This is a genomic window from Cupriavidus sp. PET2-C1 (assembly GCF_054515855.1).
Map to the genome: position 1 here is coordinate 3,697,395 of NZ_CM137259.1, position 22,914 is coordinate 3,720,308.

Genomic DNA, 22,914 nt, shown 5'->3' on the forward strand with positions numbered 1-22,914 from the left:
AATATGCCGCATGCCGCCAGCGCTGAACAGCAGGGCGAAACCCGCAGCGGCCGCGTCCCGGCGAGGTTTCCCTGGCCCTTCGCAGAATCTCCGCCGCCCCGACCCCCTTCATGCCTGATTCCTCCAGCGCCCAGCTCTCCGAGTTCGACCTGATCCGCCGCTTCTTTACCCGGCCCGCACAGAAGGCGGTACTGGGCGTGGGCGACGATTGCGCACTGATCGAAGGGCGCCCCGGCCACAACCTTGCCATCAGCACCGACATGCTGGTCAGCGGACGGCACTTCTTTCCGGACGTGGCGCCGCGCTCACTTGGGCACAAGGCGCTGGCGGTCAACCTGTCCGACCTGGCGGCCATGGGTGCCGAGCCCCGCGCCTTCACACTAGCGCTGGCGCTGCCCGATGCGCAAGCCGCATGGCTGTCCGAACTGGCCGCCGGCATGCTGGAACTGGCAGACGCCCACGGCTGTGAGCTGATCGGCGGCGACACCACGCGCGGCCCGCTGACGCTGAGCCTGACAGTGTTCGGCGACGTACCTGTGCATAAGGCGCTGCGACGCGATGCCGCACGCCCTGGCGACGATATCTGGGTCTCCGGCACGCTTGGCGATGCCCGCCTGGCGCTTGGCGACTTCCGTGGCGAATGGCTGCTGCCCGAGCCGGATTTCAGCCAGGTGCGCCCGCGCATGGACACGCCAACGCCGCGCATCGCGCTGGGCATGGCACTTCGCGGCGTGGCGCATGCGGCACTCGACATTTCCGATGGCCTGGTCGGCGACCTCGGCCATATCCTGGAGCGCTCCCAGGTCGGTGCCCTGCTCGATGTCGACGCCCTGCCCCGCTCGACGGTGCTGGCCAGCCAGCCGGAGGCGCGCCAGCTGGAATGCACCCTGGCCGGCGGCGACGACTACGAACTGTGCTTTACCGCGCCCGTGGGGGAGCGCGACCACATTGCCGCCATCGGCGCGCGGCTCGGGCTGGCGCTGACGCGCGTCGGCGCCATCACGCCCGAGGCTGGCCTGCGCCTGGTTGACCGCGACGGCAATCCGAGCGCTTACAACGGCACCAGCTTCGACCACTTCGCGTCCCCCTGACAAGCTGGCGTCCGCCATGTCATCATGCAGCCATGCGGGGCACCAGACCCTGCCCGGACACGCCGTCCGGAATCATCCCATCCGAACCAGACGAGCCAACCCCTGATGTCCGCCTACCCGCCCGGGCCTACCGCGCACGATCCCGCCCTGACCCTGGAAGCCGGCCAGGCCGCCAAGGTCACGCGCCCCACGGCGCGTTTCATGCTCTCGCACCCTGCTCACCTGATCGCGCTGGGCTTCGGCTCTGGACTATCGCCAGTCGGGCCCGGCACGGTCGGCACGCTGTACGCCTGGCTGTCCTACGTGGTGATCTCGATGTGGGTGCAGCCGGAAACCTGGCTGTGGCTGATCGTCGGCGGCTTTGTGCTGGGGCTCTGGGCGTGCGCGCGCACGGCACGCGACATGGGCGTGTTCGACCACGGCAGCATGGTCTGGGACGAGATCGTGGCGTTCTGGCTGGTCATGGCCTTTGTCATGCCGACCGGGTTCTGGGGCCAGCTCGCGGCGTTCCTGTGGTTCCGCCTGTTCGATATCGTCAAGCCGGCGCCCATCGGGCATCTCGACCGTACGCTCAAGGGGCACGGCCTGCGCGGCGGCTTCGGCGTGATGTTCGACGACATCATGGCCGCCTTCTACACGCTGCTGGTGTTCGCCCTGTGGCGTTCGCTGTGATTGGCCACTCCCCCCAACCTATCTACTGAATCCGCCATCATGTCCGTCAGCCGCTTGCTCGACCAACTCGCCGTCCAGGTCGGAATCTCCCTGAACGAGAAGTCGCTGTTGCTCGCCACCGCGGAATCCTGCACGGGCGGCCTGGTGGCCGCGGCCGTTACCGATGTATCGGGTTCGTCAGGGTGGTTCGAGCGAGGCTTCGTCACGTACTCGAACGAGGCCAAGTCGACCATGCTGGGCGTGCCGGCCAAGCTGATTCGCGATCATGGCGCGGTCAGCGAGGAAGTGGCGCGCGCCATGGCCGAAGGGGCCTTGCTCAACAGCCGCGCGCAGGTGGCGTTGTCGATCACCGGCGTGGCCGGGCCGACCGGCGGCACGCCGGATAAGCCCGTGGGCATGGTGTGCTTCGGCTGGAGCAACCGCATCACCACCACGGTGGAAACGCAGCGCTTTCGCGGCGACCGGCAGCAAATCCGCCGCCAGGCCGCGGAATACGCGATTCGCGGCCTGATCGAGCTGGTCCGCAACGAGGCCTGAGGGCTCAGGCACGCGCGGCGGCCGGCAAGCCGCCGGCAATGCGGCGGTTCAGCCCTGGCGGAAGCGATTGATGGTTTCGCGCGTTTGCAGCGCGACGTTGCGCGCGGCGGCCGCGAAATCCTTCTCGCGGCTGGCGTAGAGGATGGCGCGCGACGAATTGATCATCATGCCGGCGCCAGCGCCGGTGCGCCCGGCCCGCACGGTAGCCTCGATGTCGCCGCCCTGGGCGCCGATGCCAGGAATCAGCAGCGGCATGTCGCCCACGATCTCGCGCACCTTGGCAATCTCCGCGGGGAAGGTCGCCCCCACCACCAGCGCCATCTGTCCATTGGTATTCCAGCGCGTGGCGGCCGCCTCGGCCACCACCTGGTACACCGGCTTGCCATCCACCGGCAGGAACTGCACGTCGGAGCCGCCCGGGTTGGAGGTGCGGCACAGCACGATCACACCGCGATCCGGATAGGCCAGGTACGGCTCCAGCGAATCCAGGCCCATATAGGGATTGACCGTGACCGCGTCCGCCCGGTAACGCTCGAAGGCTTCGATAGCGTACTGCTGCGCGGTCGAACCGATGTCGCCGCGCTTGGCGTCCAGGATCACGGGAATCCCGGGGTGGGCGTCATGGATATAGGCGATCAACTGCTCGAGCTGGTCTTCGGCGCGCTGCGCCGCGAAATAGGCGATCTGCGGCTTGAAGGCGCAGACCAGGTCGGCGGTGGCGTCGACGATCTCGCGGCAAAAGGAGAAGATCGCGCCGCCCGTGCCCGTCATGGACAGGGGCAGCTTGCCCGGGTCGGGGTCTAGCCCGACGCAGAGGAGGGAATCGTTGCGCTGCCAGGCTGCAGCCAGCTGCTCGGTGAAGGTCATGGGATGCTCGCTAATCTGGGTCGGCCGCGTCGGCTGCGCGCCGGGCTTGTCAAGCCGGGTCGGCGCTCCCCCGCGACAACAGTCGTTACCGCGATTTTACCCGCTGCGTGCTCTGTTCTGCCGTTCTTCCTCGATACAAAGAGCGGCGTCGCACACACAGGCCGGCCGGGGCCTGCGCACGCAAATGATGAAATGCAGCCAGATCGAGATGCCGGTCGGCGTGCCGACCTTCGGATGCTGGTGGCCACTCTGCCCTTCCTGCTGCTCGAACCGCTATTGTGGCGCTGGCGCCAAAGCGCGCGGGCGGCATAACAACGCACTGCGCGCCGGCGCCTCCCATTCACCCACATTTCACTTAACAATCCCCCCCTCGTTGGGCTACACTCGCGGCCATCATAATCCCGGAGAAACTACGTGGGCAGTAGCATCGGGTGTTCGTGTTGCCGCAGCCAGATTGCGATCGCACCGAATGCCATGTCACTGCGGGCTGCGTAACGACGACCGCCGGAGCCGGCTTTATCCCGCTCCACCGCCTCGTCGGACTCGCCCGCAGCACATACTGCGGGTGAGTGTTCTTCCGTGTCCCTGACGGCCGCTGCCGCGCGCCGCTTCGTTCCGGACTAATCCCTCCCCCGGCTTGCCAGCCATGAACGGCAAACGCCATCGCCTTGCGCGCCCTTCAAGCGCACAGCGCGATCACGCTTGCCAGCGGCCCTGTGCTTCGCCGTTTTCGCGCGAAGCATGGGCTCGCCCCATGGCCGGCGAGCCAAGCCTGCGCGTTTCTTCGCCAAACGCAACAAGGAAGCCCTGGGATGATCAACCTGTTCGTCCTGCAGAAAGGCCGGCTCGCACAGGAGCAGGTCGACGATCGCAATGAACTTCTGCAGCACAAGCCGATCTGGATCGATGTCATCAGCCCCGATGACGAGGAACTCGCCTGGATCAAGGAAGCCTACGGCGTAGCCTTGCCGGAGCTGGAAGACCTGGGCGACCTGGAAGCCTCGGCCCGCTACTTCGAGGGCGAGGACGAGAACATCCATATCCGCACCGACTTCCTGCTCGACGAGGAAGACATCTCGCGCAACGTGCGCGTGGCGTTCGTGCTCACGCGCGACGTGCTGTTCTCCATTCACGACGAAGACCTGCCGGTGTTCCGGCTGGTGCGGCTGCGCGCGCGCATGCGCCCGGGCTCGGTGCGCAACGCCAAGGACGTGCTGATGGACCTGTACGCCACCGACGCGGAATATTCGGCGGACTCCATCGAGGAAGTCTACGAGCGGCTGGAGGAAGCCAGCAAGCGCGTGCTGGCGGAGAACGTGACCGATGCCGCGGCGGCCGACGTGCTGGAAACCATCGCCCGCGAAGAAGACTTGAACGGCCGCATTCGCCGCAACGTGATGGACACGCGCCGCGCGGTCTCCTTCCTGATGCGCAGCCAGCTGCTGTCGGCCGAGCAGCAGGACGAAGCCCGCCAGATCCTGCGCGACATCGACTCCATCGAGAACCACACCGCGTTCCTGTTCGACAAGATCAACTTCCTGATGGACGCCACGGTCGGTTTCATCAACATCAACCAGAACAAGATCATCAAGCTGTTCTCGGTGGTCTCGGTGGCGCTGATGCCACCCACGCTGATCGCCAGCATCTACGGCATGAACTTCAAGTTCATGCCGGAGCTGGACTGGGCCGCGGGTTATCCTTGGGCCATCGGGCTGATGGCCGTGTCGGCGGCGATCCCGCTGGTGTACTTCAAGCGCAAGGGCTGGCTAAGCTGAACGGCGCCTGATCGGCACCTGAACCGCGCTGCCCCGGACTCAGTCGGGCAGCGTGGCCGCGCCCATGCGGCGCGCGATGATGTTGGCCTTGACCTTGAAGTTCACGCGCACATTGGCGCAGTACTCCTTCTTGTCGAAGCACTTCGGCGCCGGCAGCGCCGCAGCCAGGCGCGCTGCCTGGCCCACGCTCAGCTTGGCGGCGCTGGTCCTGAAGTAATGCTGGGCGGCGGCCTCCACGCCGAACACGCCCTCGCCCCACTCCACCGAATTCAAATAGATCTCGTAGATGCGCTGCTTGTCGAGCCAGAACTCGAGCATCCAGGTAATGGCCAGCTCCTGGCCTTTGCGCAGGTAGTGCTGCTCGGACGAAAGGAAGAGGTTCTTGGCCAGTTGCTGCGTGATGGTGGAGCCGCCACGCACGATATGCCCGCGCTTCTTGTTGCGCTCCCAGGCATCGAGCATGGCATCGAGTTCGTAGCCGGGATGGTTGACGAAGTCGGCGTCCTCGCTGGCGATCACCGCGCGCTTGAGGTTGCGGGAGACATCGTCATAGCCGACCCAGCGGCGGTCCACCTGGCAGCTCCAGAACTTGAAGCCGCACAGACGCCACTGCTCGGCACGCATGAACGCCGTGGATGACGGGTTCACGGTTTGCCAGGCAGCGATCTGCAGGAAGAAATACACCTGCATGGCCAGCACGCCGGCGATCAGCGTGCCAAGCAGGTAGGCGAGCCAGCGCAGCAGGCTGAGGCCGCCGCCCCTGCCGTCTTGAGCCGCCCCGGGACGGGCGGTGCGCTTGCGCTCAGCCATGTTGGAGCCAGCCGGCCGGCGCTTTAGCGCGCGGCTTCGGCCTGCAGCGCCGCGCGCAGCGTTGCCAGCACGGGCGCGGTGGCGGGCCGCACGCCCCGCCAGTTGTAGAAGGCCTCGGCGGCCTGCTCGACCAGCATGCCCAGCCCGTCGCTGGTGCGCGCGCCACATTGGGCGGCGAACTTCAGGAATACGGTGGGCTCCGCGCCGTACATCATGTCGTAGGCGAGCACGTCCTTGCCCAGCAGTTCCGCCGGCACCGGCGGCAACTCGCCCTGCAGGCTGCTGCTGGTGGCGTTGATGACCACGTCGCAGGCGTCTTCATCGGTCAAACCCGCCAGCGCGTCAAAACCACCGCCCCACAGCTCCACGCCGTATTCGTCCGCTTGCTGGGCCACGTTTTCCAGGATATCGCTGGCGCGCTGGGGCGTGCGGTTGGCCACCACGATGCGATCCGGCCGGCAGGCGATCAGCGGCAGCATGGCGCCCATGGCCGCGCCGCCCGCGCCCAGCAGCAGGATGCGCTTGCCTTCGAGCAAGGTATCGAGATTGACCTCGATGTCGCGCGTGAGGCCGACGCCGTCGGTGTTGTCGCCGTGGATCACGCCGTCCTCGATCCACATGGTGTTGACCGCGCCCGCGCTCTCCGCGCGTGGCGTCAGGCGCTCGGCGAGGTCGTAGGCTTCGAGCTTGAACGGCACCGTCACGTTCAGGCCGTGGCCGCCGCCGTCGAAGAAGGCGCGCACGGTGGCAACGAACCCATCGAGCGGCGCCAGCAGGCGCTCGTACTCGATGGCCTCGCCGGTCTGCTGCGCGAACGCGGCATGGATGGCGGGCGAGCGGCTGTGCGCGATGGGGTTGCCGATCACGACGTAACGGTCGGCGGGAGTCTGGGATTGCATAGTGTCAGGTGATGGCGTCATCGGGACTGCAGGCGAGTTTCCAGCCCACTGCGCGAGAACTTGAATGTAGAGATCACTTCGAGAATATCCTGGCGCGCCTGCATCTGCGCCGTGAACCCGCCGAACGGCGCCGCCGCCCGCACGATGGCAACCGCCTGGCGGTCCAGCACGGGATCGCCCGAGCTCTTGACCACGTCGATGGCGTCGATGTTGTAGCCATCGCGGTTATAGCCAAGCCGCCCTTGCCGGTTAACGTTGATCACCAGGATCAGTTGCCCGTAGATCGGCTTGCCATTGCGTTGGGGGAAATCGATGGTGCCGCGCGCTTCGATCTTCTGGCGCAGGCGGTCGTAGTACTGCGCGTATTCCACTTCCTGCGCGCTGGTGGCGGTGAGCTGGTAGCGCTTGGGCCGCTTGGCGTATTGCTCGAGGTTGCGGCCAATCTCGGCTTCGAGCTTGGCCATCTCGTCGAGCGAGGTGCGTTCGTCCTGGCCGCGCAGCGGGTTTTCCAGGCGCTGCTGGCCGGGCTTGAGCGGCTGGCTGTGCACGGACGGCGCGGCTTCGCGCGACTGCGTCATCAGGCGCTGCTGCTCCTGCTCCATCTGCTCCACGCGGCGTTGCATCTGGCGCACCAGGTCGCCGTCCTTGGTGACGGTCTGGGCCGGCAGCGGCGTGGTGGCGCGCTGCTGGTCGTGCTCGCCACCGCCGTCGAGGTTGGCCTGGGCCAGCACGGTGGGGTTCTGCGGACGCTGCGCCGATTTGGAATTGACCAGCACCACATCGAGCGCGGCATCGGTGCGCTTGATCTCGAACGCCTCCGGCGCCACTACGCGCACGGTCAGCAGCAAGGCATGCGCCAGCAACGAGACGACCAGCGCCTTGGCCATCGTGCTGCTGGCGTTCCACCACTGGCGGGGAGAAAAAGCGGCTTTCACGATGGGCGGGACGTTGGCTGGGAAGCGTCGATCGGGCGAGACTGGGGCCGGGGTCCGTGGGACCCCGGGGTCAGACTGCGATTGTAAGGGAGCGCCTCGTTTTTTCCGAGGAACTCAGACCGCGCCGCCGGTGCCGGTGTCGCGTGTGTCCGACGCAGCGCCTTCGCTTGTGGCAGCTGCAGCACTCGCGGCTTCGTCGTCGCCGGTTTCCCCAGCCGCAGCGTCAACCTCACCTTCAGCTGCCGCTTCGGTTGCCCCTCCGGCCGCGCCCTCGGCAGCGGCTTCGGCGGCCTCCTCGGCCGCGGCTTCAGCGGCGGCTTGCGCCGACACTTCGCCGGCTTCGTCGTCCCGCTCCATCTCTTCCTGCGGCAGCTCGCCTTCGCCGGCAAACACTTCCAGGACCCGGCATGACACTTCCAGCGAGATCTCGTCGATCGCGCCGATCTCCAGCAGCACCTGGGTGCCGCGCGAAGCCTGCATCAGCTCCGGCACGCGCGTGACCAGCGGGATCTCGGCAAAGCGCACCGCGCCTTCCTTGAGCACCGAGCCCATCAGGCGCTCGCGCTTTTCCTGCTGCAGCCAGCGCAGGCACCAGTAGCGCTCCATGGTCGACTGGTGGTCGGCATAAGCGGCGTAGGTGCCTTCGAAATCCGCCACCGCGGCCAGCAGGTCCGAATCCTTGGGCTTGAACGGCGCCACCAGCTTGGCCGTGATGCCATGCTGGGCGACTGCCAGGATCTGCCATTGGTTGACCAGGTCGACGTAGCGGCGCAGCGGCGAGGTGCTCCACGCATATTGCGCCACGCCCAGCCCCTCGTGGGGCGCCGGGTAGGTCTGCATGCGGGTGCGGTTCATGCCCCAGGCCTTCTGCGTGCGGTAGATGCCCGGCACACCGTTGTCGGCAAGCAGCTTGCCCCAGGTGCTGTTGGCCAGGATCATCAGCTCGGCGACGATCTTGTCGAGCGGGGAGCCGCGGCGGCGCTGCTCGATGCGCACGCGTTCGCCGCCGTCTTCCAGCAGGTCGATGTAGAAGCTGTAGTCGGCGCGGTTGTGCGACTCGGGACGCAGCCCGCTGGCAAGACGCGCCTTCTGGCGTTCGTCGTGCAGCCAGCCGGAGAAATGGAACAGCTGGGTCAGCGCGTCGCGGAACGGGTAGTCGCCGGTGCCGGCGGCCAGCGCGGCCTCGGTCACCACATCCTCAAGCAGGTTGTGGCGCAGGTTGGCCGCGATCTTGACCAGCTCGGCGCGGGTTTCGCTGCTGATGATCATCTGCAGGGCCGGGTCGTAGACCACGTACAGCGACAGGGCCGGGCACTCGCGCCCTTCCTGCAGCGTGTAGCGCTCCACCACCGAATCCGGCAGCATGGTGATCTTGTCGCCGGGGAAATAGACCGTCGACAGGCGATGGCGCGCCACGGCATCGAGCGGCTCGCCACGGCGGATGCCCAGGCCGGGCGCCGCGATATGGATGCCCACGCGGATCTTGCCGCCTTCCAGCGGCGTGACCGACAGCGCATCGTCGATCTCGGTGGTGGTGACGTCATCGATGGAGAACGCCTCTACATCCGCACGCGGCAGGTCGCCGGCGGGTTCCGGCACGGCCACGTCGGGAAAGCCGGTGCCCTTGGGGAAGCACTCGGAGAGGAACTTGGCCTCATGCAGCGCGCGCGGGCTGGCAATGCCGCCCACCGCCACCATCAGCCGCATCGGCGACATGCCCAGCGCGGTGCAAGCGGCGTCCATCGCCTTGTATTCGAGGCTGTTCTTGTCGGGCTTGAACAGCAGTTGCAGTGCCTTGCCGCGGAACGCATCGGGCAGGGTCAGGGCCTTGAGCTGGTTCTCGTACTCGGCCTGCACCAGGGCTTGCTGCTTCTTGCGCTCGAGCGCGGCAAGCGCGGCCTTCAACTGGTCTTCCGGCGCGCGCTGGTAGCGCCCGCGGCCCTTGCGGCGGAAATAGACCGGATTGCCGTGCAGCGTCTGCGCCAGCGCGGCTTGCTGCACCACGCTCGCACCTGCGCCGTAGTACTCGGCAGCCAGGTCGACAAAGCCGAACTCGTCCTCCGATGCGCATTCCCACAGGAATTCCAGGTCAACCTCGCCGACCAGGTCGGCGGTCTGGCGCAACAGCTCGATCGCCGACGGCTGCGCGAACTGCAGCAATACGTCGCGCGACTTGACCTTGGTGCGCTTGCCCGCGGGCAGCTCCACCTGGTACGACTCGCCCTGCTGGGTCAGCACGGTGCCGGCGCGAATCTCGCCGCCTTCTTCGAACAGCAACTGCATGGATCGGTACTTTCAGAAATGCCGGGAACCGCACTTGGCAAACCAAGCACCCTGGCGCTTTGTCACGCCTGCGGGAACGGCCCGGTGAGAGAAATGGTGCAAGGCCGCCTTCAGGCAAGACGGCAACCGGACCTGAGATGATACCGCACCGCGCCGGCTGCAAGCCCGGCGCAGGGCGGGCTGTTACAGCGACATGCCGCCGCTGGCCTCGATCGCCACGCCATTGACGTAGCTGGCATCGTCGCTGGCGAGGAAGGTGTAGATGCTGGCGATTTCGGCCGGCTCCGCCAGACGGCGCAGCCAGCAAGACGATTTCATGCCGTCCAGCACCTTCTCCGGCACGGTCTGCAGGATCTCGGTGGCTACGAAACCCGGGCACACCGCGTTGACGCGCACGCCCTTGGGGCCCAGCTCGCGCGCCCACGTCTTGGTGAAGCCGATCACGCCGAACTTGCTCGCCGCATAGTTGGTCTGGCCGAAGTTGCCGTACAGGCCAACCACGCTGGAGGCATTGAGAATCACACCCTTGCCCTGCTCGGCCATGATGTCGGCCACGGCCTGGGCGCAGTTGAAGACGCCCTTGAGATTGACGTCGATCACCGCGTCGAACTGGACTTCGGTCATCTTGGTCAGGCGCGCATCCTTGGTGATGCCAGCGTTATTGACGAGGATGTCGATGCGGCCGTGCCTGGCCAGCGTGGCCGCCACCATGGCGTCGACCTCGTCGCGGCGCGTCACGTCGACCTTGTGGGCGCTCACGGTGGCGCCTGAAGCGGCGAGCGTCGCGGCGGCGGCGCGCACGCGTTCCTCCTGCACGTCGCAAAGCACCACCAGCGCACCTTCCGCGGCAAAGCGCTGCGCGGTGGCAAAACCGATCCCGGCGGCAGCGCCAGTGATGATGGCAACACGTCCCTGCAATTTCATGATGGTCGTCTCTTCTTCGTCGCGATTATCGATTTGGGGAAAGTTCTTGTTCTGGATGGCTACCTGGCGGCTTCTGGCTGGAACCGCTCAGTGCCGGCGCGGGCCGCGCCAGCAGGTCGGGCAGGAATACCTCGGTCACCAGCATGACGCCGTCGCCACGCCGGAAGGCCGAGCGCCGCGCGGGCAACGCCGATGACGCAGCGAGCTCCCGCATGGCCGGCACGGCTAGTTCCAGCCGGCGCCGCAGCGGGTGATGCGCAAGCAGGCGCGCAAAGGCAAACGGCTCGCGCCGCACGCGGGGATCGACGAACAGCGCGCCGCCCAGCGGGCGCTCGCCCAGGCCGCGCAGGAACGGCCAGTCGCGCCGGGCATGGTCAGGCTTCACCACGGTATGGGCAAAGATGGCCGGCACCCCGTCACAGATCAGCAGCACCTCGCGCGCCAGCGCGCGGCGGCGGGCAGGCAGCCCCAGCGCCTGCCATTCATCGGCAAGGGTGAGTTCCATGCGCTGCGCCAGGCGGCGCACCCGAAAAGCGTCCGACGCCGCCACCAGCCGGGCAGTGAGCGAGCCATCACCGGTCACCCAGCGGCGCAGGTTAGCGCTGATGGCGGGATCTTCGGGTAGATGGGCGTGCCAACCACTGCGGCGCAGATGCGCCCCGTTCATGCCGCGCTCATGCCCGTGGCTCCGGGCCGATGGGGTCGATGGCGTCGCCCTGGCCGATCTGGCCATCGGGTCCATAGCCGCAGAAAGCGAGGACTTCGTCGACGTAGCCGGCAAATTCGCTGATGCCGTGGTCGCTGCCCTCGATGACGCGCGTGTGCGCGCCGGGGAAGGCCGCCAGCATCTCGCGGTAGTCCAGCACCTCGTCGCCGGTCGCGGCCAGCAGGAAATAGCGCTCCGGCCGGGTGATGGGCTCGACCCGCAACGCCAGCAGTTCATCCAGGTGGTGGCGTTCCACCCGCACCGAGCCGCCGCCGTGCCAGAGCGGCTGGTCGCCCAGGTGGCGCTCCAGGTCGGTCCAGGGATGCACCGCCGGGTTAAGAAGCACGGCGCGGCAGCCGTGGCGCTCGGCCAGCCAGCGCGCATAGAAGCCGCCCAGCGAGGAGCCGATGATGGTGAGCGGCTGGGCGCCACCGGCCTGCGAGGCCGCGATGGCCGCTTCGGCCTGGGCGATAGCCTGGGCCGGCGACACATTCAGCACCGGACAGGCGTAATAGCGTCCCACGCCCCATTCACGCATGCGCTCCTGGACCAGGCGTGCCTTGAAGGACTGTGGCGATGAGCGGAAACCGTGCAGGTATAGCAGCATGCCAGGCCCCGCTCAGGCGGAAACACCTGCGGCAAAGGCATCCAGCAGCTTCTGGTGGACGCCGCCGAAGCCGCCGTTGCTCATGACCAGCACATGGTCGCCCGGGCGCGCGGCGGCTCGCACCGCGCGGACCAGCTCGGGAAGATCGCTGAACGCCGCCGCGCGCTCGCCCAGCGGCGCCAGCGATTCGGCCAGGTCCCAGCCCAGGGCATCCTTGCCGCTGGCCGCGCCATACCCGAACACCAGGTCGGCCGTCTCGAGGCTGGCCGGGAGCTGCGCCTTCATCACGCCCAGCTTCATGGTGTTGGAGCGCGGCTCCAGCACCGCCAGGATGCGCGCCGCGCCGACCCGCTTGCGCAGGCCGTCGAGCGTGGTCTGGATCGCCGTGGGATGGTGGGCAAAGTCGTCATAGACCGTGATGCCATTGACCACACCACGCACTTCCATGCGGCGCTTCACGTTAGCGAAGCGCGACAGGGAATCGATAGCCTGCGGCGCTGGCACGCCCACATGGCGGGCAGCCGCAATCGCAGCCAGCGCATTCATCCGGTTGTGCGTGCCTTGCAAGGCCCAGTTGAGCCGGCCTTGCAGCGCGTCGCCGAACCAGACATCGAAGCTGTCCTGGGTCACGCTATCGCTGGCGGCATCACCCTCGGCGGGCTCGCCCGCACGCCAGTCGCCGATGCCGAATTGCTCGGTCTCGCTCCAGCAGCCCCGCTCCAGCACGCGCGCCAGGCTTTCCTCAAAGCCATTGACGATCAGCCGGCCCTGCTCCGGCACCGTGCGCACCAGATGATGGAATTGCGTCTCGATGGCGGCTAGATCAGGGAAGATGTCGGCGTGGTCGTATTCCAGGTTGTTCAGGATGGCCGTGCGCGGACGGTAATGGACAAACTTGCTGCGCTTGTCGAAGAACGCCGTGTCGTATTCATCGGCCTCGATCACGAAGAAGTCAGAATCGGTCACCCGCGCCGACACGCCAAAATTCTGCGGTACGCCGCCCACCAGGAAGCCCGGCTGGTAGCCGGCATCTTCCAGGATCCAGGCCAGCATGGAGGTGGTGGTGGTCTTGCCGTGGGTACCCGCCACCGCCAGCGTCCATTTGCCGCGCAGCACATGCTCCCCGAGCCACTGCGGGCCGGAGACATAAGGCAGGTTGCGGTTGAGGATGGCCTCCATCAGCGGATTGCCGCGCGACACCACATTGCCGATGACGAACAGGTCCGGCTCCAGCGCCAGCTGGCCGGGATCGAAGCCCTCGATCAGTTCAATGCCCTGCGCCTCGAGCTGCGTGCTCATCGGCGGGTAGACATTGGCATCGCATCCGGTGACGCGGTGGCCAGCCTGTTTGGCAAGCACGGCGAGGCCGCCCATGAATGTGCCGCAGATACCGAGGATGTGAATATGCATGGGATTTAGGATTGGGCGGGCCAGGGCGGCCGGGCCGGGTTGCTTCTGGATGGAAAGAATTGTACCTGAGGGGGTGACGGCGACGCCGTGCGGGAAAGGCCAGCGGCCGGGCACGGCAGATTTCCGGGCCGGCGCCTTCGCCCCGAGGAATCTCCCCGTCACTGGCCACTCTAAAAAGCAAAACCCGACCCTAGCGCGCAGGCCGCTATCCCTCCGGTATCATCCCCCCATGCCCCGCCGCCCCACCCTCGACCCCATCCGCCTGCGCGAGGAAATCGCCCAGGCCGCCGCCCGCATGATCGCGGAAGATGGCACCGACTACGCCACGGCCAAGCGCAAGGCCGCGCGGCAGCTGCTGGGCGACGTGCGCGTGGCGGGCGAGTGGCTCCCCGACAACGAGGCCGTGGAAGCGGAGGTCCGTCTCTATCAGGCACTGTTCCACTCGGAGAGCCAGCCCCGCGTCTTGGCGCTGCTGCGCCGGCTGGCCGTGCTTGCCATGCGCGACCTCGCCGCATTCCGCCCGTACCTGGCCGGGGCCGTGCTCAATGGCACCGCCACCGAGCATTCCGACGTCTATCTGCAGTGCTTTTGCGATAGCCCCAAGGATCTCACCCTGCACCTGCTCAACGCTGGCGTGGATTTCGACACCAGCAAGACCCGGCACTTCGCCGGCCGCGGCGAGGTCGAGACCCTGAGTTTCCTCTGGAAGGGACAGTGGCCGGCCGTGCGCGATGCGCGCCTGCTGGCGGGAGAGATCCGCACGGAACTTGGCCAGCCCGTCGGCATCCATATAGCGCTGTATGATGCGGATGACGAACGCGGCGCAGTCCGGGCCGCGGCCAGCGGCCGGGTTGCCCGTGCCGATGTGGACGCCGTGCAGGCGCTGCTGGCGGCCGCCGAAGCGGCAGCCCCCCAGATGCCCGACGCGCCCGCAGCGGCCTGAGCGCCACCCTTGACCGGGAGCGCGGGCGAGGCCGGCCACAGGCCCTGCACCCCCTCCCCATGGAGCCCTCCGGGTTCTTACCTCTTCTATCAGCCGCTATCTTTCTTGCTGCCATGACCTCTTCCACCAGCACTCCTGTCCGCCGCAGCCGCCTCTGGGCCTGGCTTGCCGTTGCCGTCGTGGCCGCCGCCGCGGGCGCGCTGGCCGGGCACTATGTGTTTTCGCCCAAGCCGGCATCCGACGAGGCCGTCGAGACGTTCCTGCGCACGCAACTGCCAGATCCGGACGGCACCCAGATCAACTTCGCGCAACTTCGTGGAAAAACGGTGGTTGTGAACTTCTGGGCACCCTGGTGCGGTCCCTGCGTGGAAGAAATGCCCGACCTGAACGCGTTGCACAAGGAATACACGGGACGAAAAGTGGAATTTGTCGGCATCGGCATCGATTCCGCCAACAATATCCAGCAGTTCATCAAGAAGATCCCCGTCTCCTACCCACTGGCCGTGGCCGGATTTGCCGGTACGGAGCTTTCGCGCAATTTTGGCAATGCGGCCGGCGGCCTGCCCTATACAGTGATCATTGCGCCAGATGGCACGGTCAGCTACCGCAAAATGGGCAGGGTTTCCCCCGACGAGCTGCGCGCCGCGCTGCCTCGCAGCTAGCCATAAGATTCTTGATTTGGGGCGATTTTCTCCTAACCTTGTTCGATCATCACGCAATTTGATCGAAACGCGATTTCGCGACCCCAAAGTGCGGAATCGGGCCTGAAAACTCGCCTGCTTCGAAGCTGCCTATGTCTACGCTGCTAGACAAATCACTCTAAGCTACGGTAATCTCCGCGCAATTTCGTTGAAATGGTCGAGCCGCCGTGATCGATACGCCTCCCGAACGCCGCTCCCCCCGCTACCGCAAGGTGCTGGTCCTGCATGGACCGAACCTGAATTTGCTGGGCACGCGGGAGCCGGAAACTTATGGGTACACGAAACTAGCCGATATCGACCTGGCCCTCGCGCAGCGAGCCCGCCAGACCGGCATCACCCTGGCTACCTTTCAGTCCAACCATGAGGGCGCGCTGGTGGATCGTATCCATGCCGCGCGCGGCGAGGGCGTGGATTTCATCATCATCAACCCGGCCGCCTATACGCATACCAGCGTAGCGCTGCGCGATGCGCTGGCCGGGGTGGCGATTCCGTTTGTGGAAGTCCACTTGTCGAACGTGCATCGGCGCGAGAGCTTCCGTCATCACTCTTATTTCTCCGATGTGGCGATCGGAGTGATCTGCGGACTTGGCTGGCAGGGGTATCTGCTGGCGCTGGACTATGCCCTCGGGCAGGAGCGGGAACAGGCGCTGCCCAAGGCCTGATCCGCCCATTGATTTCTTAAACCGTTACAGCGCCCCCGGCGCCTGCCCCGCCGCCATGTTCGCGGCGGACCAAGGCAGCCCGCCGGAGGCGTCAGTTTTTCCCGGACGCAGCCACCAGAGCGGTGGCCGCCGGACAACCCGATTCAGGAGGATAGAAGATGGACCTGCGCAAGCTGAAGACGCTGATCGACCTGGTGGCCGAGTCCGGCATCTCCGAGCTGGAAGTCACCGAAGGCGAAGGCAAGGTGCGGATCGTCAAGGCGCCGCCGCAGGTCATCGCCGCGCCGATGGCCATGCAGCCGATGCAGGCACTGCCTCCGGCCGCCGCGCCGGTCGCGATGCCCGTCGCCGGTAGCGAGCCGGCCGCGCCGCAACTGCCGGTGGGCCACGTCGTGACCTCGCCGATGGTCGGTACCTTCTATCGCGCACCGTCGCCGGGCGCGGCGTCGTTCGTCAATGTGGGCGATACCGTCAAGGAAGGCCAGACGGTCTGCATCATCGAAGCGATGAAGCTGCTCAACGAGATCGAGTCGGACAAGGCTGGCGTGATCAAGGAAATCCTGGTCGAGAATGGCCAGGCGGTGGAATACGGCCAGCCGCTGTTCATCATCGGCTGAAACTGACCGGCATGCCGCGCCGCCCGCAGCCTGCGCCGGAATTCTCCGGCCAGCCACGGCGGCGACGGCCACCGGGCGTTCCTCGTCCCGGTGCCAGCACCCCCGCCCGCACTCCGGCTGCCCTCGCCGGAGACGCCACGATCCGCCGCGGTGGGACCGCCTTTCTCCTCGCAGAGAGTGACTATGTTTGAAAAAATTCTGATCGCGAATCGCGGTGAAATCGCCCTTCGCATCCAGCGCGCCTGCCGCGAGCTCGGCATCAAGACTGTGGTGGTGTATTCGGAAGCCGACAAGGAAGCCAAGTACGTCAAGCTGGCCGACGAAGCCGTCTGTATCGGCCCGGCCCCCTCGCCGCTGTCGTACCTCAACATGCCGGCCATCATCTCGGCCGCCGAGGTGACCGACGCGCAAGCCATCCACCCGGGCTACGGCTTCTTGTCGGAAAACGCCGACTTCGCCGAACGCGTGGAAAAGTCCGGTTTCGTCTTCATCGGCCCGACCTCCGAGAGCATCCGCCTGATGGGCGACAAGGTCTCGGCCAAACAGGCCATGATCAAGTCCGGCGTGCCGTGCGTGCCGGGTTCCGAAGGCGCCCTGCCCGACGACCCCAAGGAAATCCTGGCCACGGCGCGTGCCGTGGGCTATCCGGTCATCATCAAGGCAGCGGGCGGCGGCGGTGGCCGCGGCATGCGCGTGGTGCACACCGAGGCTGCCCTGGTCAATGCGGTCAACATGACGCGCGAGGAAGCCGGCCGTGCCTTCGGCAACCCGGAGGTCTACATGGAGAAATTCCTGGAGAACCCCCGGCACGTCGAGATCCAGATCCTGGCCGACCAGCATCGCCAGGCCATCTGGCTGGGCGAGCGCGACTGCTCGATGCAGCGCCGCCACCAGAAGGTCATCGAAGAAGCACCTGCGCCGCACATCCCGCGCCGCCTGATCGAGCGCATCGGCGACCGCTGCGCCGAGGCCTGCAAGAAGATCGGCTACCGTGGCGCCGGCACCTTCGAATTCCTGTACGAGAACAACGAGTTCTACTTCATCGAGATGAACACGCGCGTGCAGGTTGAGCACCCGGTCACCGAGATGATCACCGGCATCGACATCGTGCAGGAGCAGATCCGCATCGCCTTTGGCGAGAAGCTGCGCTGGCGCCAGAAGGACGTGCAGCTGCGCGGCCACTCGATCGAATGCCGCATCAACGCCGAGGACCCGTTCAAGTTCACGCCGTCGCCCGGGCGCATCACCGCGTGGCACATGCCCGGCGGTCCCGGCGTGCGGGTCGACTCGCACGCGTATGATGGCTACTTCGTGCCGCCCAACTACGATTCGATGATCGGCAAGATCATCACCTACGGCGCCACCCGCGAGCAGGCCATCGCCCGCATGCGGATCGCGCTGTCGGAAATGGTGGTGGACGGCATCCAGACCAACGTACCGCTGCACCGTGAGCTGATGCTCGATGCCAACTTCGTCGAAGGCGGCACCAGCATTCACTATCTCGAGCACCGCCTGGCCCAGAAGAACGTGGCCAAGGGCGGCAAGATCTGAAGCCCCGGCGCGGCCAGTCATAACTGATCGACAAGGATCGCCTGTGGCATTTCAGGAATGTGTGATCGAAATCGCACAAGATCAGGCCGAAGCCTGGTCTGACGCGCTGTTCGACCTCGGCGCGCTGTCGGTCTCGGTGGAAGACGCCGATGCCGATACGCCCGACGAGCAGCCGCTGTTCGGCGAGCCCGGCATGGAGCCGACCCGCCTGGCATGGAACCGCTCACGCGTGGTGGCGCTGTTTGACGACAGCGCCGACCCCGTGCTGGTGGTGGCCGCTGCCGCCAATGCGCTGGGCATCGACCCGGTGCCGGCTTACCAGCTGCGCCCCGTCGAAGACCAGGACTGGGTGCGCCTGACGCAATCCCAGTTCGCGCCGATCCGCATCGGCGAGCGCATCTGGGTGGTGCCGTCCTGGCACGACGCGCCGGACCCCGACGCGGTGGTGCTGGAGCTGGACCCGGGCCTAGCCTTCGGTACCGGCAGCCATCCCACCACGCGGCTGTGCATGCAGTGGCTGGAACAGAACATCAAGGCCGGCGAAACGGTGCTCGACTACGGCTGTGGCTCGGGCATCCTCGCCATCGTGGCGCGCAAGCTGGGCGCCGGCGACACGCTCGGCATCGATATCGACCCCAACGCGGTGGAAGCCTCGCGCTATAACGCCGAGCGCAATCGCGTGGAGGCCACCTTCGCGCTGCCGGAAACCGTCTCCGAGGCCAGCTACGACCTCGTCGTCGCCAATATCCTGTCCAACCCGCTGAAGCTGATGGCGGCCATGTTGAGCGCGCGGGTTCGCCCCGGCGGCCGGCTGGTGCTGTCGGGCGTGCTGGAGCGGCAGGCCGACGAAGTCGCCGCGGCCTACGCGCCCTGGCTGCCCATGTCGGTCTGGCGCAGCGAGGAAGGCTGGGTCTGCCTGCATGGCACCCGCGGTGAAGGCCCCGGCACCCAAAGCTGAGCCCAGCCCATGGCCGCCAAGCTCGTCACGCGTTGCCCGGCCTGTCGCACTGCCTTTCGGCTGGTGGCGGACCAGCTGCGGCTGCGCCAGGGACTGGTCCGCTGCGGCCAGTGCGACACCGTCTTCGATGCACGCGAGCACCTGATCGAGTTGCCGGCGCCCGAGCCGGCAGCCGGCCCTGAGACCGTCGCGCAGGCGGGGGAAGGCATTGCCGCCCCTGCCCCCGCCGCGCCCCCGGCACAGGAGGCGCCCGCCGGGCACGCGCACGAAGAAGCACACGAAGAAGCACACGAAGAAACACACGAAGAAGCACACAAGGCTGCCCGCGCACCGCGCGCCCCGCGCAAGCGGGCGCATGCCGTGGCGCACCCGGACGCGCAAGCGCACCCGGCCGAAGCCACCGCCGTGCCACACGAAGCAGCGCACGTCGACACGCCCCCCCAGCACGACCCCGACGACAGCCGCCCCGCCGCGCCCTTCGACCCCGGCTACGACCCTGGCTACGACGTGCCGGCGCTCGATGCGCCCACCGTCATGCTGTACCAGACGCAGGCGGAAGCGGACGAGGCCGTGCAGGCCGGCAACCATCGGATGGAGCCGGAAGCCGGCAACGCTGACCAGGACGAGGACGAGGACGAGCCTTCCGCGGTGTTCGTACCCGGCATCGTCGAGAGCGAGGAAGCCGGCCTTCCCGCCGAGGCCGAGGCAGAGCCAGAGGCATCGCGGGCAAGCGAAGCACCCGCGCCGGAAGCTGCACCCTGGCCGCGGCTCGATCCCAGCACGCTGGGCGACGACGATGCCACGCACACCGCGGACATCGCCGATACGGAAAGCGCTGCCAACACAGCGAAAGCGGCGAACGAAGCATCCGCCACCAGCCACGCCGCCACGAGTGCCGCCGCCAACACCGACGCCGACGCCGCGGCCATCCCGAGCGCAAGCGGCTACCTGCGCGCCGAAGCGCAGGACGACCTCCCCGAGATTCCCGAAGCGATCTCACGCGAACAGGCCGAGCGGCCGTGGATGCGCAGCGACACGCCTGCCACCCCGTCCTTCGCGCCCGACTTCCTGCGCCATGCGCGCGAGCGCGATCCTGGCCCGGCCAAGCGCAAGCGCATGCTGCAAAGGCTGGCGATCGGGTTCCTCGTGATTGCGGGCCTGGTGCAAGGCACCTACCTGGCGCGCAGCCAGTTGTCCGGCCGCTTCCCCGTATTGCGCCCTGCCCTCGAGGCGGCCTGCGCTGCGCTGGGTTGCGCGGTGGCGCCGTGGCGCGACATCGACGCCTTGCGCATCGAGAGCTCGCTGCTGCAAAAGCAGGATGACGAATCCGACGCCTACCTGCTCGCCGTGACGCTGCGCAACCAGGGCCGCGCCACCGTGGCGCTGCCCGCCATCGAGCTGGTCATGACGGATCTCCAGGACCAGCTCCTGCTGCGCAAGGTGCTCCAACCCGCCGACTACCTTGAAGCCGAGCAGCAGGCCTTTGCCACACATGGCCTGCGGGCAGGCACGGAGCTGCCGGTTCGGGTACGATTCCGGTCGCAGCAAGCGGCGGCAAACTACCGCGTGCTGATCTTCTATCCCTGACTTCCATCTGGGCTCGCCGCCAATCCCGAGCGCCCCCGATTTGCGAGCCCACATTTCACACAGGAGCACATATGAGCAACGTCACCCTCGGCGGCAACGCCATCGAAGTCGGCGGCAAGTTTCCGCAAGCCGGCGACAAGGCCCCCGCATTCTCGCTGGTCGGCAAGGACCTGAAGGATGTCACGCTGGCTGACTTCGCCGGCAAGCGCAAGGTGCTCAATATCGTCCCCAGCCTGGACACCCCGGTGTGCCAGGCTTCGGCGCGCAAGTTCAACGAAGCCGCCAGCGGCCTGGCCAACACCGTTGTGCTGACCGTCTCGGCCGACCTGCCGTTCGCCATGGGCCGCTTCTGCACCGCTGAAGGCCTGGCCAACGTGGTGCCGCTGTCGCTGATGCGCGGCGCCGACTTCAAGGGCAACTACGGCGTGGACATCAAGACCGGCCCGCTGGCCGGCGTGACCGCTCGCGCCGTGGTGGTGCTCGATGAGAACGACACCGTGAAGTACAGCGAACTGGTCTCGGAAATCAAGAACGAGCCGAACTACGACGCCGCACTGGCCGCACTGAAGTAAGCGCGCCACCTGCCAGGCGCGGCCACCCGGCAAAACGGGTGGCCGTTTTTGCATTCAGGGGCACCTGCATGACCCGGTGGCCCCATCAGCCCGCATTACGAGAATTGGAGAGAGCATGTCCAGCCTGATCTGTGGCTCCGTTGCCTACGACACCATCATGACGTTCGAGGGACATTTCCGCGAACATATCCTGCCCGACCAGATCCACATGCTGAACGTGTCCTTCCTGGTCCCGTCCATGCGCCGCGAGTTCGGCGGCTGCGCCGGCAATATCGCCTACACGCTGAAGCTGCTTGGCGGCAACCCGGTGATCATGGCTACCGTCGGCGTCGACGCCGGGCCCTACCTGCAACACCTGCGCGCGCTCGATATCGGCACCGAGCACATCCGTACCCTGCCTGACACCTTCACGGCGCAAGCGATGATCACGACCGACCTGGAGAACAACCAGATCACGGCATTCCACCCCGGCGCGATGAACCAGTCGCAGCTCTCGCAGGTGCAGGACGCGCTCGGCGGCAGCAACGCGCCCGGCCTGGGCATCGTCGCCCCCGACAGCCGCGAAGGCATGCTGCACCACGCGCGCCAGTTCGCCGACGCCGGCGTGCCGTTTATCTTCGACCTGGGCCAGGCCATGCCGCTGTTCAACGGCGACGATCTGCGCCAGTTCGTTGAACTCGCCAGCTACGTGACGGTCAATGACTACGAAGCCCAGGTTCTGCTGTCGCGTACCGGCTGGACCAGCGATGAAGTCGCCGCGCAGGTCAAGGCGTTCATCGTGACCCACGGCGAAAAGGGCGCCACCGTCTTCGCCGACAACCAGAAGTACAATATCGCCTCCGTGAAGGCAGATCGCGTCGTGGATCCGACGGGCTGCGGCGATGCCTTCCGCGGCGGCCTGCTTTACGGCATCGAACAGGGCTTCGACTGGGAAACAACGGGCCGGCTTGCCAGCCTGATGGGCTCCATCAAGATCGCGCACCAGGGTCCGCAGAACCACAAGCCGTCGCGCGACGAAATCGGTGAGCGCTTCCAGTCCGCTTTTGGCTACCGCTACGAGTAACACCTTTTCCGGGATTGATCCTATGCACACCCTGATTCGCACCAGCGCCATCGCGCTCGCCGCCGCAGCCACCCTGGTGGCTGGCTGCGCCGCGCAGTCGAATTCCGCCAGCATCTATAAGCCGGGCCAGGCGCAGCGCGAGCAGACCTTGCGCTACGGCGTGGTCGAGACGGTTCGCGAGGTGCTGATCCAGGGCGACCAGACCGGCGCCGGCACGATCGCCGGTGGCGCCATCGGCGGCATCGCCGCGGGCAGCACCATCGGCAACGGCGGCGGCTCGGTGGCAGCCGGCGTGCTGGGCGCCGTGCTCGGCGGCATCGCCGGCAGCATGGCCGAGAACAAGATCAGCCAGCGCCGTGGCCTGGAAATCACCGTGCGCCTGGACAACGGCGATATGCGCGCCATCGTCCAGGACGCCGACGAAGCCTTCCGTCCGGGCGAGCGCGTGCGCTTGCTGTCGTCGGGCGGCACGACCCGCGTCACGCACTAAGAGGGTACGCGGGACGGCATAGGGTGGCCCTGGGCGGCCCCGGATGGCCGCGCAGCGGGGGTGGCAGCCTAGGTTGCCGCCCCCGCTGCCCGATAGCTCCTGGCACGTTCTGGAGCGGTCTCAGGGACCGCGCCGCACACGCCGCAATACGACCCTGGCAAAGCGCTGCCCCCTTCACCGGAGCAGCGCTTTTTCTTTGCTGCGTTCCCGGGCCGGGCTGCCTTGTCCCGTGTCCTGTGTCCCGCGTTCCGTGC

At 66.9% G+C, this 22,914-nt stretch carries 23 protein-coding genes; 14 read left to right on the forward strand and 9 right to left on the reverse strand.

From position 1 onward, the window contains the following. The first annotated feature begins 110 nt into the window (after nucleotides 1-110). The 3 genes from thiL (at nucleotide 111) to ACX12D_RS16675 (ending at nucleotide 2,300) form a co-directional block, all read left to right on the forward strand. Nucleotides 111-1,091: a thiamine-phosphate kinase gene (thiL, locus tag ACX12D_RS16665; RefSeq protein ID WP_459371984.1), complete on the forward strand. Its 981-nt coding sequence runs from the start codon at nucleotides 111-113 to the stop codon at nucleotides 1,089-1,091. A gap of 105 nt (nucleotides 1,092-1,196) precedes the next feature. Continuing rightward, a complete protein-coding gene (locus ACX12D_RS16670) occupies nucleotides 1,197-1,763 on the forward strand; it encodes a phosphatidylglycerophosphatase A family protein (protein ID WP_459371985.1) in 567 nt (188 codons plus the stop codon). A gap of 39 nt (nucleotides 1,764-1,802) precedes the next feature. After that, a complete protein-coding gene (locus tag ACX12D_RS16675) occupies nucleotides 1,803-2,300 on the forward strand; it encodes a CinA family protein (RefSeq protein ID WP_441633816.1) in 498 nt (165 codons plus the stop codon). Nucleotides 2,301-2,348: 48 nt separating this feature from the next. Here ACX12D_RS16675 and pyrF read toward each other — a convergent pair whose 3' ends face one another. Further along, complete coding sequence (pyrF, locus tag ACX12D_RS16680) at nucleotides 2,349-3,167, reverse strand: orotidine-5'-phosphate decarboxylase (RefSeq protein ID WP_459371986.1); 819 nt, start codon at nucleotides 3,165-3,167, stop codon at nucleotides 2,349-2,351. Nucleotides 3,168-3,979: 812 nt separating this feature from the next. On the opposite strand from pyrF, the gene corA reads away from it, so the two are divergent. Continuing rightward, the gene (gene corA, locus ACX12D_RS16685) at nucleotides 3,980-4,942 is read left to right on the forward strand and encodes a magnesium/cobalt transporter CorA (RefSeq protein WP_043349592.1); all 963 of its coding nucleotides are present in this window, start codon (nucleotides 3,980-3,982) and stop codon (nucleotides 4,940-4,942) included. Between the two features lie 39 nt (nucleotides 4,943-4,981). Here corA and mtgA read toward each other — a convergent pair whose 3' ends face one another. The 8 genes from mtgA to mpl all read right to left on the reverse strand — a co-directional run bounded on the left by mtgA (nucleotide 4,982) and on the right by mpl (nucleotide 13,516). After that, complete coding sequence (mtgA, locus tag ACX12D_RS16690) at nucleotides 4,982-5,683, reverse strand: monofunctional biosynthetic peptidoglycan transglycosylase (protein ID WP_459374047.1); 702 nt, start codon at nucleotides 5,681-5,683, stop codon at nucleotides 4,982-4,984. Between the two features lie 92 nt (nucleotides 5,684-5,775). After that, nucleotides 5,776-6,651 carry a shikimate dehydrogenase gene (aroE, locus tag ACX12D_RS16695; RefSeq protein ID WP_459371987.1) on the reverse strand — a complete coding sequence of 292 codons (876 nt, stop codon included), beginning with the start codon at nucleotides 6,649-6,651 and terminating at the stop codon, nucleotides 5,776-5,778. Nucleotides 6,652-6,668: 17 nt separating this feature from the next. Next, nucleotides 6,669-7,538, reverse strand: coding sequence for an energy transducer TonB (locus ACX12D_RS16700; protein ID WP_441633824.1), 870 nt, complete (start codon nucleotides 7,536-7,538; stop codon nucleotides 6,669-6,671). 162 nt (nucleotides 7,539-7,700) lie between these two features. Then, nucleotides 7,701-9,869, reverse strand: a complete 2,169-nt coding sequence (locus ACX12D_RS16705; protein WP_459371988.1) for a ribonuclease catalytic domain-containing protein — start codon at nucleotides 9,867-9,869, stop codon at nucleotides 7,701-7,703. Nucleotides 9,870-10,052: 183 nt separating this feature from the next. Next, a complete protein-coding gene (gene fabG, locus ACX12D_RS16710; protein ID WP_459371989.1) occupies nucleotides 10,053-10,793 on the reverse strand; it encodes a 3-oxoacyl-ACP reductase FabG in 741 nt (246 codons plus the stop codon). A 25-nt stretch (nucleotides 10,794-10,818) separates the two neighbouring features. Beyond that, nucleotides 10,819-11,460 (reverse strand): chorismate--pyruvate lyase family protein, encoded by a 642-nt coding sequence (locus tag ACX12D_RS16715; protein ID WP_459371990.1) that lies wholly within the window; start codon nucleotides 11,458-11,460, stop codon nucleotides 10,819-10,821. A gap of 7 nt (nucleotides 11,461-11,467) precedes the next feature. Beyond that, nucleotides 11,468-12,106 (reverse strand): YqiA/YcfP family alpha/beta fold hydrolase, encoded by a 639-nt coding sequence (locus ACX12D_RS16720; protein ID WP_459371991.1) that lies wholly within the window; start codon nucleotides 12,104-12,106, stop codon nucleotides 11,468-11,470. A 12-nt stretch (nucleotides 12,107-12,118) separates the two neighbouring features. Then, nucleotides 12,119-13,516 (reverse strand): UDP-N-acetylmuramate:L-alanyl-gamma-D-glutamyl-meso-diaminopimelate ligase, encoded by a 1,398-nt coding sequence (mpl, locus tag ACX12D_RS16725; RefSeq protein WP_459371992.1) that lies wholly within the window; start codon nucleotides 13,514-13,516, stop codon nucleotides 12,119-12,121. A 229-nt stretch (nucleotides 13,517-13,745) separates the two neighbouring features. Between mpl and ACX12D_RS16730 the strand changes: the two genes are divergently transcribed. From ACX12D_RS16730 to ACX12D_RS16775, 10 genes are all read left to right on the forward strand, one after another. Then, nucleotides 13,746-14,459 (forward strand): UDP-N-acetylmuramate--alanine ligase, encoded by a 714-nt coding sequence (locus tag ACX12D_RS16730; protein ID WP_459371993.1) that lies wholly within the window; start codon nucleotides 13,746-13,748, stop codon nucleotides 14,457-14,459. A 113-nt stretch (nucleotides 14,460-14,572) separates the two neighbouring features. After that, complete coding sequence (locus ACX12D_RS16735; RefSeq protein WP_174423081.1) at nucleotides 14,573-15,121, forward strand: TlpA family protein disulfide reductase; 549 nt, start codon at nucleotides 14,573-14,575, stop codon at nucleotides 15,119-15,121. Nucleotides 15,122-15,327: 206 nt separating this feature from the next. Beyond that, entirely contained in the window at nucleotides 15,328-15,822 is a 495-nt protein-coding gene (gene aroQ / locus ACX12D_RS16740) for a type II 3-dehydroquinate dehydratase (RefSeq protein ID WP_459371994.1), read from the forward strand. Between the two features lie 158 nt (nucleotides 15,823-15,980). Further along, nucleotides 15,981-16,439, forward strand: coding sequence for an acetyl-CoA carboxylase biotin carboxyl carrier protein (accB, locus tag ACX12D_RS16745; RefSeq protein WP_441633840.1), 459 nt, complete (start codon nucleotides 15,981-15,983; stop codon nucleotides 16,437-16,439). 183 nt (nucleotides 16,440-16,622) lie between these two features. Then, nucleotides 16,623-17,990: an acetyl-CoA carboxylase biotin carboxylase subunit gene (gene accC / locus ACX12D_RS16750; RefSeq protein WP_043349611.1), complete on the forward strand. Its 1,368-nt coding sequence runs from the start codon at nucleotides 16,623-16,625 to the stop codon at nucleotides 17,988-17,990. A 43-nt stretch (nucleotides 17,991-18,033) separates the two neighbouring features. Then, entirely contained in the window at nucleotides 18,034-18,948 is a 915-nt protein-coding gene (gene prmA, locus ACX12D_RS16755) for a 50S ribosomal protein L11 methyltransferase (protein ID WP_416049695.1), read from the forward strand. Between the two features lie 9 nt (nucleotides 18,949-18,957). Continuing rightward, nucleotides 18,958-20,535, forward strand: a complete 1,578-nt coding sequence (locus ACX12D_RS16760; RefSeq protein ID WP_459371995.1) for a DUF3426 domain-containing protein — start codon at nucleotides 18,958-18,960, stop codon at nucleotides 20,533-20,535. A 71-nt stretch (nucleotides 20,536-20,606) separates the two neighbouring features. After that, nucleotides 20,607-21,107, forward strand: coding sequence for a thiol peroxidase (gene tpx, locus ACX12D_RS16765; RefSeq protein WP_043349617.1), 501 nt, complete (start codon nucleotides 20,607-20,609; stop codon nucleotides 21,105-21,107). Between the two features lie 115 nt (nucleotides 21,108-21,222). Continuing rightward, nucleotides 21,223-22,170 (forward strand): carbohydrate kinase family protein, encoded by a 948-nt coding sequence (locus tag ACX12D_RS16770; RefSeq protein ID WP_459371997.1) that lies wholly within the window; start codon nucleotides 21,223-21,225, stop codon nucleotides 22,168-22,170. A 22-nt stretch (nucleotides 22,171-22,192) separates the two neighbouring features. Further along, nucleotides 22,193-22,660: an outer membrane lipoprotein gene (locus tag ACX12D_RS16775; RefSeq protein ID WP_441633849.1), complete on the forward strand. Its 468-nt coding sequence runs from the start codon at nucleotides 22,193-22,195 to the stop codon at nucleotides 22,658-22,660. The last annotated feature ends 254 nt before the right edge of the window (nucleotides 22,661-22,914 follow it).

What these genes read in the sequence shown, in the direction of transcription:
- ACX12D_RS16735 (WP_174423081.1), top strand. Translation starts at nt 14,573, where the DNA reads ATGACCTCTTCCACCAGCACTCCTGTCCGCCGCAGCCGCCTCTGGGCC.
- ACX12D_RS16705 (WP_459371988.1), bottom strand. Translation starts at nt 9,869, where the DNA reads ATGCAGTTGCTGTTCGAAGAAGGCGGCGAGATTCGCGCCGGCACCGTG.
- ACX12D_RS16715 (WP_459371990.1), bottom strand. Translation starts at nt 11,460, where the DNA reads ATGAACGGGGCGCATCTGCGCCGCAGTGGTTGGCACGCCCATCTACCC.
- ACX12D_RS16770 (WP_459371997.1), top strand. Translation starts at nt 21,223, where the DNA reads ATGTCCAGCCTGATCTGTGGCTCCGTTGCCTACGACACCATCATGACG.
- ACX12D_RS16720 (WP_459371991.1), bottom strand. Translation starts at nt 12,106, where the DNA reads ATGCTGCTATACCTGCACGGTTTCCGCTCATCGCCACAGTCCTTCAAG.
- ACX12D_RS16730 (WP_459371993.1), top strand. Translation starts at nt 13,746, where the DNA reads ATGCCCCGCCGCCCCACCCTCGACCCCATCCGCCTGCGCGAGGAAATC.
- tpx (WP_043349617.1), top strand. Translation starts at nt 20,607, where the DNA reads ATGAGCAACGTCACCCTCGGCGGCAACGCCATCGAAGTCGGCGGCAAG.
- pyrF (WP_459371986.1), bottom strand. Translation starts at nt 3,167, where the DNA reads ATGACCTTCACCGAGCAGCTGGCTGCAGCCTGGCAGCGCAACGATTCC.
- ACX12D_RS16775 (WP_441633849.1), top strand. Translation starts at nt 22,193, where the DNA reads ATGCACACCCTGATTCGCACCAGCGCCATCGCGCTCGCCGCCGCAGCC.
- ACX12D_RS16675 (WP_441633816.1), top strand. Translation starts at nt 1,803, where the DNA reads ATGTCCGTCAGCCGCTTGCTCGACCAACTCGCCGTCCAGGTCGGAATC.
- fabG (WP_459371989.1), bottom strand. Translation starts at nt 10,793, where the DNA reads ATGAAATTGCAGGGACGTGTTGCCATCATCACTGGCGCTGCCGCCGGG.
- ACX12D_RS16760 (WP_459371995.1), top strand. Translation starts at nt 18,958, where the DNA reads ATGGCCGCCAAGCTCGTCACGCGTTGCCCGGCCTGTCGCACTGCCTTT.
- ACX12D_RS16670 (WP_459371985.1), top strand. Translation starts at nt 1,197, where the DNA reads ATGTCCGCCTACCCGCCCGGGCCTACCGCGCACGATCCCGCCCTGACC.
- accC (WP_043349611.1), top strand. Translation starts at nt 16,623, where the DNA reads ATGTTTGAAAAAATTCTGATCGCGAATCGCGGTGAAATCGCCCTTCGC.
- ACX12D_RS16700 (WP_441633824.1), bottom strand. Translation starts at nt 7,538, where the DNA reads ATGGCCAAGGCGCTGGTCGTCTCGTTGCTGGCGCATGCCTTGCTGCTG.
- aroE (WP_459371987.1), bottom strand. Translation starts at nt 6,651, where the DNA reads ATGCAATCCCAGACTCCCGCCGACCGTTACGTCGTGATCGGCAACCCC.
- corA (WP_043349592.1), top strand. Translation starts at nt 3,980, where the DNA reads ATGATCAACCTGTTCGTCCTGCAGAAAGGCCGGCTCGCACAGGAGCAG.
- accB (WP_441633840.1), top strand. Translation starts at nt 15,981, where the DNA reads ATGGACCTGCGCAAGCTGAAGACGCTGATCGACCTGGTGGCCGAGTCC.
- thiL (WP_459371984.1), top strand. Translation starts at nt 111, where the DNA reads ATGCCTGATTCCTCCAGCGCCCAGCTCTCCGAGTTCGACCTGATCCGC.
- mpl (WP_459371992.1), bottom strand. Translation starts at nt 13,516, where the DNA reads ATGCATATTCACATCCTCGGTATCTGCGGCACATTCATGGGCGGCCTC.